At 67.8% G+C, this 7,077-nt stretch carries 6 protein-coding genes; 1 reads left to right on the top strand and 5 read right to left on the bottom strand.

What is annotated here, in order from left to right:
* Positions 1-47 precede the first annotated feature (47 nt).
* Positions 48-842 carry an inositol monophosphatase family protein gene (locus ACESMN_RS12980; protein ID WP_373054031.1) on the top strand — a complete coding sequence of 265 codons (795 nt, stop codon included), beginning with the start codon at positions 48-50 and terminating at the stop codon, positions 840-842.
* A gap of 244 nt (positions 843-1,086) precedes the next feature.
* Here ACESMN_RS12980 and secF read toward each other — a convergent pair whose 3' ends face one another.
* The 5 genes from secF to queA form a co-directional block, all read right to left on the bottom strand.
* Positions 1,087-2,034 (bottom strand): protein translocase subunit SecF, encoded by a 948-nt coding sequence (gene secF / locus ACESMN_RS12975; protein ID WP_373054029.1) that lies wholly within the window; start codon positions 2,032-2,034, stop codon positions 1,087-1,089.
* 15 nt (positions 2,035-2,049) lie between these two features.
* On the bottom strand, positions 2,050-3,915 hold the full coding sequence (gene secD / locus ACESMN_RS12970; protein WP_373054028.1) for a protein translocase subunit SecD: 1,866 nt from the start codon (positions 3,913-3,915) through the stop codon (positions 2,050-2,052).
* A 12-nt stretch (positions 3,916-3,927) separates the two neighbouring features.
* A complete protein-coding gene (yajC, locus tag ACESMN_RS12965; RefSeq protein WP_373054027.1) occupies positions 3,928-4,254 on the bottom strand; it encodes a preprotein translocase subunit YajC in 327 nt (108 codons plus the stop codon).
* A 306-nt stretch (positions 4,255-4,560) separates the two neighbouring features.
* A complete protein-coding gene (gene tgt / locus ACESMN_RS12960) occupies positions 4,561-5,676 on the bottom strand; it encodes a tRNA guanosine(34) transglycosylase Tgt (protein WP_373054026.1) in 1,116 nt (371 codons plus the stop codon).
* Positions 5,677-5,856: 180 nt separating this feature from the next.
* The gene (gene queA, locus ACESMN_RS12955; RefSeq protein WP_373054030.1) at positions 5,857-7,026 is read right to left on the bottom strand and encodes a tRNA preQ1(34) S-adenosylmethionine ribosyltransferase-isomerase QueA; all 1,170 of its coding nucleotides are present in this window, start codon (positions 7,024-7,026) and stop codon (positions 5,857-5,859) included.
* Between the last annotated feature and the right edge of the window lie 51 nt (positions 7,027-7,077).

The raw sequence follows: 7,077 nt of genomic DNA, 5'->3' as shown, positions 1-7,077 counted from the left end.
CTTGTGTATCGTTCGCGACCCCCAGCAGCCATCCCGGAGTCCCGCCCATGCACCCGATGCTCAACACCGCCGTGAAGGCCGCCCGGGCCGCCGGGCGCGTGACCACGCGTGCCTGGGATCGCATCGACACGCTGAATGTCCGGGAGAAGTCGCGCAACGACTTCGTCAGCGAGGTGGATCTGCAGGCCGAGCAGACCATCGTGCAGATCCTGCGTCAGGCCTATCCGGATCACGGGATCCTGGCCGAGGAAGGTGGGCACCAGGCAGGGGACGACTACGTCTGGGTGATCGATCCCCTGGACGGTACCACGAATTTCCTGCACAAGGTCCCCCACTTCTCGATTTCGATCGCGCTGAGGCATCGGGGGCGGCTGGAGCAGGGGCTGATCTACGACCCGTTGCGCGAGGAGCTCTTCACCGCGACGCGGGGTGCCGGCGCCTTTCTGAACGACCGTCGCATTCGGGTGACGGATCGCCCGGACCTGCACGGGGCATTGCTGGGGACCGGGATTCCGTTCCGGGAGGAGCAGAGCCTGGAGAAGTACCTGAAGACGCTGGCGGCGATGATTGTCGACACCGCGGGGGTGCGGCGGCCAGGTTCGGCGGCGCTGGATCTGGCCTACGTTGCGGCGGGGCGCTTTGACGGGTTCTGGGAGATGGGCCTGCGGGACTGGGACCTGGCCGCCGGGGCATTGCTGGTGCAGGAGGCCGGCGGGCTGGTGAGCGACTGGGATGGCAAGCCGGACGTGTTTCGCCGCGGGGATGTGGTGGCCGGGAACCCGAAGGTGCTGAAGGCGATGCTGCAGCGGCTGCGGGGAGCCTTGGGGGCCGGCGCCGCATAACGGGCGGGGTCAGGATCGGATCGCCGAGGGGGTCGCCTCGCACGAGCACCGGTCCCACATAGCATAAGCCAAGGGGGTTAGGTCATCGCGGCTGGAAGCCGCTCCCACAGCTCCCTGCTCTCCGTAGGAGCGGCTTCCAGCCGCGATTCAACCTCCCCGTATACCCCCCGTAGGAGCGGCTTCCAGCCGCGATCCAACCCACGATCCAACCCGCGATCCAACGCCTCGGCGGACACGCCCCCAATCACGGCGTCTCCTCCTCCTCCACGCCTTCCTTCTTCACCGGGAGCAGGACCTTTCGGTCCACGCCGAGCATCAGCGCGGCGGCGGCCGCGATGAAGATGGAGGAGTAGGTCCCGACGGCCACCCCCACGATCAGCGCGATCGCGAAGTTGTTCAGCGCGGCGCCGCCCAGCGCGAAGAGGGCGAGCAGCACGATCAGTGTGGTCATACTGGTGACGATGGTGCGGGCCAGCGTCTTGTTCACCGCGTTGTTCATCACGAACTCGGTGCCCTCCTTCCTCATGATGCGGAAGTTCTCGCGGATCCGGTCGTACACCACGATGGTGTCGTTCAGGGAATAGCCGATCACTGCGAGCACCGCCGCGAGCACGGCGAGGTCGAACTCCATCTGCGTCAGTGCGAAGAAACCCAGCGTAATCATCACGTCGTGCACCAGCGCCAGCACCGAACCCACCGCGAAGCGCCACTCGAAGCGCACCGCGATGTAGATCAGGATCCCGAACAGGGCGTAGATCATCGCGAGCCCGCCCTGCTCGCGCAGCTCCTCGCCGACCGCCGGCCCGACGAACTCCACCCGCCGCAACTCCACGCCCTCGGGTCCGCCCGACTGCAGGGCCCGCAGCACCTCGTTCGACAGCGCCGCCTGGTCCGGATCGTCGGCGCGGGGCGGCAGGCGGATCAGCACGTCGCGGGAGGTACCGAAGTACACCACCGTGGCCCCCTCGAAACCGGTCTCGTCCAGCTGCTGCCGGATCGGATCCAGCTCGACGGCCTCCGGGTAGCCGATCTCGACCAGCGTGCCGCCGGTGAAGTCGATCCCGAAGTTGAGCCCGCGCGTGGCCAGCAGCACAACCGAGACCAGCACCAGGGCCACGGAAAGGCCGAGCGCGATCCTGCGTCGTCCCAGGAAGTTGATGTTGGACTGGGCGAAATTCAGATGTGGAAGCATGAGCGGATTCCGGGCCTAGATGGAGAGCCGCGCGAGGCGTCGCTGGCGGCCGTAGGTCAGGTTCACGATGGCGCGCGTGACGACGATGGCGGTGAACATGGACACCACCACCCCGATGGACAGCGTGATCGCGAAGCCCTTGATCGGGCCGGTTCCGAACAGGAACAGCACCAGCGCCGCGATCAGCGTGGTCACGTTGGCGTCGGCGATGGTCACGAAGGCGCGCTCGTAGCCGCTCGCGATCGCCGCCTGCGGCGACATGCCGTTGCGCAGTTCCTCGCGTATTCGCTCGAAGATCAGCACGTTGGCATCGACCGCGATCCCGACCACCAGCACGATGCCGGCAATCCCGGGCAGCGTCAGCGTCGCCTGCAGCATCGACAGGATCGAAACGATGAAGACGAGGTTCAGGGCCAGCGCGAAGTTCGCGATCACGCCGAACACGCGGTAGTACAGCGCCATGAACAGCAGCACCGCAATGAAGCCGATGATCACCGACTGCATGCCGCGGTCGATGTTCTCCTGGCCAAGGCTCGGACCGACGGTGCGCTCTTCCACGATGGACATCGGTGCGGCCAGCGCTCCGGCTCTAAGCAGCAGCGCCAGGTTGTGCGCCTCGCGGGTGCTGTCCAGCCCCGTGATCTGGAAGCGCCGACCCAGGGGCTCGTTGATCCGGGCGATGTTGATGACCTCCTCGCTCCGGGTCGTCCGGCGCACCAGTTCGCCTTCTTCCTCGACCGTCTCGGTCGTCGTCTCGATGAAGACGGTGGCCATCAGCCGGCCGACGTTCTCCGCGGTCACGCGCGAGAAGATGCGCGCACCCTGCCCGTCCAGATTGATGAACACGGCGGGTCCGCCGGTGTCCTGCGCGATGCCGGAGGAGGCGCCCGTGATGAAGTCACCCGTGAGCATTACCCGACGCTGCAGGAGCACCGGCGCGCCGTCGCGCTCGTAGTAAAGCCGCGTGCCCGATGGCGTGCGACCGGTTCGCTCGGCCTCCAGCGCATCCTCGCCTTCGGCCACCATGCGGAATTCGAGGGTGGCGGTGGCCCCGAGGATCTCCTTGGCCCGGGCCGTGTCCTGCACGCCGGGAAGCTGCACCACGATCCGGCTCTCGCCCTGCTGCGCGATCAGGGGCTCGGCAACACCCAGTTCGTCGACGCGGGTGCGCAGCGTGCTGATGTTCTGCTGCAGCGCCTGGCGCCGGAGTTCGGTCAGGTGATCCGGTTCGAGACGGGCCTCCAGCGCACTGTCCGCACCCGCCCCCCGCTCGAGGAACTCGAGTTCCTCGCGATACTCCCGACGCAGCCAGTTCAGCGCTTCCGCACGGTCTTCCTCGGAGGCGAAGCTCACGGTCAGGTGCCGTGCAGAGCGCTCCACCTCCCCGAAGGCCAGCCGCTGCTCGCGCAGGCGGCCGCGGAACTCGTTGGTGTAGCGCTCCATCGCCGTCCCGATCACCGCGTTGAGGTCTACCTCCATCAGGAAGTGCACCCCGCCGCGCAGGTCCAGTCCCAGCGACATCGGCCGGCCGTTGATCGCGCGCAGCCAATCGGGCGTGGCCGGGGCCATCGCCAGCGCCACCACGTGCGCACCCTCCAGTGCCCCGCGCAATACGTCGGCCGCCCGCAGCTGTTGATCGGAGGTGTCGAACCGGAGCTGCAGCTGCCCCTCGCGCTCCTCCACCTCACGTGGACTGAGACCCTGGGCTGCAAGGATCACGTCGATGATCGACTTGACCTCCGGCTCCACCTCCCCGGTGCGGGAGTTCGAGACCTGCACCGCGGGATCTTCGGGGTAGATGTTCGGCAACGCATACAGACCGCCACCGAGGATGGCGAGGACGATCAGGGCGTAGACCCAGACGGGATAGGAGTTGCGCATGGGTCTCGGTCGTCAGATGTCTTTCATGGTGCCTTTCGGCATGACCTGGGCGATCGACTGGCGCTGAATGATCACGTTGACGCCGTCCGCGAGATCCACGCGGATGAAGTTCTCGCTCACCTCGGTGATCTTGCCGAGGAGTCCGCCGTTGGTGACGACCTCGTCGCCCTTGGACAGGGCCTCGACCATCGCGCGGTGTTCCTTCGCGCGCTTGCTCTGGGGCCGGATGATCAGGAAGTACATGATCGCGAAGAAGATGGCGATCATGATCAGGAATTCGATCATGCCGCCACCGGGCGCCCCTTCCTGCGCGTGGGCTGCGGAAATGAAAAAGTCCATCAGGTCACTCCATTCAACGGAATTCGTTCGGGTTCAGGCCAGGGACGCTGGCGCATCGCTTGAAGATTGCAGACACCGCAAGCGCAACACGCGACCCCGACCCGCTCTGCCGTCGCTGCCAGCGCGTTGCGGCACGGTTGCACGCGGTGCCTCAGACAGCCGGGGAGTGGCCGGATGGGCGAGCCAGCCGCAGGATCCACCCGGTACATGGAAGATCGATGCCTTGCGGATCGCCACGTCGCTCTGCTCCTCGCGATGACGGTAGAGCCGACCGCCCCCTGGGGTTCTGCTCTGAAGCGCGCCGCATTATGCCATAGCAGGGACCGGCATGCCGCGGGCCGCATAGAAATCCGCCACGAAGCCATCCAGCGCGCGGGCCTCGACGGCCGCACGCAGACCGCGCATCAGTTCCTGGTAGTAATGCAGGTTGTGGATGGTCGCCAGTCTCGGCCCGAGGATCTCGTTGCACTTGTCGAGGTGCTTCAGGTAGGCCCGGGAATAGTTGCGACAGGTGTAGCAGGTGCAGGCCGGGTCCACGGGCCCGGTATCGTCGCGGTATCGTGCGTTGCGGATGCGCAGGACGCCCCGGCGGGTGTACAGGAAGCCGTTGCGGGCATTGCGCGTCGGCATCACGCAGTCGAAGAGGTCCACGCCGCGGCGCACGGCCTCCACGATGTCCTCCGGACGCCCGACGCCCATCAGGTAGCGCGGGCGGTCGTCCGGGAGCAGGGGCAGAGTCGCGTCGAGCGTCCGCAGCCGTTCGGCCTCGGTCTCGCCCACCGACAGACCACCGATCGCGTAGCCGTCGAAACCGATCGCCATCAGCCCCTCGGCCGAGCGGGTGCGCAGCTGCGGGTACATCCCGCCCTGCACGATACCGAACAGTGCCGCCGGATTGTCGCCGTGAGCCTCCCGCGAGCGGCGGGCCCAGCGCAGGGACAGCTCCATCGAGGCCGCGGCCTGGTCCTCGGTTGCCGGCCAGGGCGTGCATTCGTCGAAGATCATCACCACGTCCGAGCCGAGCTCGCGCTGCACCTGCATCGAGGACTCCGGCGTCATCAGCACGCGGTCGCCGTTCACGGGGGACTGGAAACGCACCCCCTCTTCGCTGATGCGCCGGAGCTCCGCCAGCGAGAAGACCTGGAAGCCGCCGGAGTCGGTCAGGATCGGACCGTCCCAGTGCATGAACCCATGCAGATCGCCGTGGGCCCGGATCACCTCGGTACCGGGGCGGAGCATCAGGTGGAAGGTGTTGCCGAGAATCATCTCGGCGCCGACCTCGCGCAGATCCTCCGGCGTCATCGCCTTCACGGTGCCGTAGGTGCCCACCGGCATGAAGGCGGGGGTCTGCACGGTGCCGCGGGAGAAGGTCAGCTCGCCCCTTCGTGCCCCTGCGTCGGTTGCTTGCAGTTCAAATCTCATCACAATTCGCACAGGCCTTCAGCCGGCGGCCACATCCCCCTCCTGGACGCACGAACCCAGCCCCCGGGCAACATTCGCCAGCGCAGTCGTGGGAGCGGCTTCCAGCCGCGATGCGGCATCGAGCCGAGTGCATCGGCCATCGCGGCCGAAGGCCGCTCCCACGCGGGGGTGTACAGGCCCCTATGCACTGGGCGGCAGATCCTCGGGGCGTCCCGGCGCGAGCCACATCGCATCCCCGTAGCTGAAGAAGCGGTAGCGCTGCCGCACCGCGTGTTCGTAGGCCCCGAGCACGCGACGGTATCCCCCGAAGGCCGTCACCAGCATCAGCAGCGTGCTCTGCGGCAGGTGGAAATTGGTCAGCAGGCGGTCCACCACGCGAAACCGGAAGCCGGGCGTGATGAACAGCCTCGTCTCGCCTGCGAACGGACGGATCACCGGCGCCTGGCGCCCGCCTGCCGCGGGCTCCGGGGCCTGCCGGTCATCCGGGAGTGCTCCCGTCAGCGCCGCGGGCAAGCCGGCCTGTTCGCCCGGATGCTCCGAGCCGAGATCCGGCACGTGTGCTGCGCCCGCGGCCGATTCCAGCGAGCGCATGGAGGTGGTGCCGACCGCGACCACCCGGCCGCCCTGCGCCTTGCAGGCCTCGATCGCAGCGCAGGTCTCGGGGCTCACCTCGGCGTACTCGGCGTGCATCCGGTGCTCGTCGGTATTCTCGACCTTCACCGGCTGGAAGGTTCCGGCGCCGACGTGCAGCGTAACCGTGGTCACCCGCACGCCCCGCTCCTGCAGCGCCTCCAGCAATGGCGCATCGAAGTGGAGCCCGGCCGTCGGGGCCGCGACCGCACCGTCGCGCGCGGCGAAGACCGTCTGGTAGCGTTCCTGGTCCTCCGCGCTGTCGGGGCGCTCGATGTACGGCGGCAGCGGCACGTGCCCATGCTCCCGCAGCGCGGCCAGGAAATCCGGGCGGTTCAGCAGGCGCAGGCGGAAGAACATGTCCTCGCGCCCAATCACCTCCATCTCCACCGCATCCTCGAGCCACAGCCGCGAGCCGACCGGCGGCGACTTGCTGGCCCGCACCAGCGCCAGCGCCGTGTCCGGGCCCTCGATGCGCTCCACCAGCACCTCGACCCGCCCACCCGTGGCCTTGCGCCCCAGCAGCCGGGCCGGGATCACGCGCGTATCGTTCAGCACCAGCAGATCGCCCGACCGCAGGAGGTTCCCGATCTCCCGCATCCGGGAATCGCCCGGCCGTGCATCTTCCAGCACCAGCAATCGGGCCCCGGACCGGTCCGGCAATGGGCGCTGGGCGATCAACTCGCCCGGCAGGGAGTAATCAAAGTCGGCGACGCGCATGGCGCGCGATCCTACCACGACCCCAACCCGTAGGAGCGTCCCGTAGGAGCG

The sequence above is a fragment of the Thioalkalivibrio sp. genome (genome assembly GCF_041690275.1).
GTDB lineage: Bacteria > Pseudomonadota > Gammaproteobacteria > Ectothiorhodospirales > Ectothiorhodospiraceae > Thioalkalivibrio.
This window is presented reverse-complemented; position numbering and strand designations above follow the sequence as displayed.

What these genes read in the sequence shown, in the direction of transcription:
- yajC (WP_373054027.1), bottom strand. Translation starts at nt 4,254, where the DNA reads ATGGACTTTTTCATTTCCGCAGCCCACGCGCAGGAAGGGGCGCCCGGT.
- secD (WP_373054028.1), bottom strand. Translation starts at nt 3,915, where the DNA reads ATGCGCAACTCCTATCCCGTCTGGGTCTACGCCCTGATCGTCCTCGCC.
- tgt (WP_373054026.1), bottom strand. Translation starts at nt 5,676, where the DNA reads ATGAGATTTGAACTGCAAGCAACCGACGCAGGGGCACGAAGGGGCGAG.
- queA (WP_373054030.1), bottom strand. Translation starts at nt 7,026, where the DNA reads ATGCGCGTCGCCGACTTTGATTACTCCCTGCCGGGCGAGTTGATCGCC.
- secF (WP_373054029.1), bottom strand. Translation starts at nt 2,034, where the DNA reads ATGCTTCCACATCTGAATTTCGCCCAGTCCAACATCAACTTCCTGGGA.
- ACESMN_RS12980 (WP_373054031.1), top strand. Translation starts at nt 48, where the DNA reads ATGCACCCGATGCTCAACACCGCCGTGAAGGCCGCCCGGGCCGCCGGG.